The 1,241-nt window shown below is 57.4% G+C and carries 2 protein-coding genes; both read left to right on the top strand.

Annotation, left to right across the window (positions count from 1 at the left end; all coding sequences use genetic code 11):
- The coding region (spoIIR, locus tag L691_RS0101615) for a stage II sporulation protein R (protein ID WP_025688380.1) at positions 1-657 on the top strand (657 nt) is incomplete at its 5' end.
- 179 nt (positions 658-836) lie between these two features.
- Positions 837-1,241, top strand: a 405-nt coding sequence (locus L691_RS27500; protein ID WP_198022953.1) for an L-threonylcarbamoyladenylate synthase, incomplete at its 3' end; no start/stop codon positions are given.

Raw genomic sequence — 1,241 nt, 5'->3', positions numbered from 1 at the left:
CGGGGTCCCGCCGTTAGCGGAGGCCCCATTCCGAAGGAGTCGATCCGTTTGCGGATTCTGGCTAATTCGGACGGGGCGCAGGATCAACTGGTGAAGCGGCAGCTTCGCGATAAAATTGTGGAGCAGATGAATGGATGGGTCGCTGAACTTCAGGACCCGCAGAGTCTGAATCAGGCGCGTGCCGTTATACGCGGGCATTTGCCGGAGCTGAAGCAACTGGTGGGTAATGAACTGGACAAGCGAGGCATCGGCTACGGTTATAAGGTGGAGCTGGGTGTCGTTCCGTTCCCGACCAAGCTGTACGGAGGGACGGTTTATCCCGCTGGCGAATATGAAGCACTTCGTGTAACACTTGGAAAAGGAGAAGGACAAAACTGGTGGTGCGTGCTGTTCCCTCCGCTTTGCTTTATCGACGCAGGATCAGGCGATGCGGCAGCCAAGCCTGCCAACGATGCAAAGGCCAAGACTGTGAAGGCATCTGCGAATGGAAAAGGCGCTGCTGCAAAAACGAAGACGGCACAGGCTGAGCTGTCGCCGGATCGGAAGCCGGATAGCGCTGCCCAAGCAGAAACTCCCGCAGAGCAGCCGAAAGTACGGTTCTTTGTCTGGGATCTGCTGCTCAAAATCGGAAGCTGGATCAGGGGCTTGTGGGCATAGGTTCTATTGTTTTGCCGCCGGATATGTTACTATTTTCATATAGATAAACGGCCCCACGCGGTGGGGCCGTTATTTTTGGAATATAAAGAGAATCAACTATTTCACAGTCCCGCAGAGCATCTAAAGCAGGCTTTAAATCGAAGGCTTCATCATGCGGGACTGTCTTGCAATGGGGGCTTATGAACATGGAGACAAAATATTGGAAGCTCAGCTGCGCAGAGAAGGAAACCGGTTGGGAGCGGAGCGATAGCGCGGCGGACCTTGAGGCGATTGCAGAGGCGGCGGAGCTGCTGAGGGAGGGGAATACGGTCGCTTTTCCGACCGAGACGGTGTACGGTTTGGGAGCGGATGCACGTAATACGGAGGCGGTCGAGGCGATTTTCCAGGCAAAAGGGCGTCCTTCGGACAATCCGCTCATCGTCCATATTGCCGACCGGGCGGCGCTTGAAGAGCTTGTGACGGATGTGCCCGCAGCGGCGGCGTCCTTAATGGACGCCTACTGGCCCGGTCCGCTGACCGTGGTGCTACCGCTGCGGCCGGGCGTGCTGTCGCCGCGCGTAACCGCGGGCCTGGACACGGTCGGC

It is taken from the genome of Paenibacillus zanthoxyli JH29 (assembly GCF_000520715.1).
Taxonomy (GTDB): domain Bacteria; phylum Bacillota; class Bacilli; order Paenibacillales; family Paenibacillaceae; genus Paenibacillus_AQ; species Paenibacillus_AQ zanthoxyli.
Note: the sequence above shows the minus strand (reverse complement) of the source record. Positions and strands in the feature narration are given on the sequence as shown.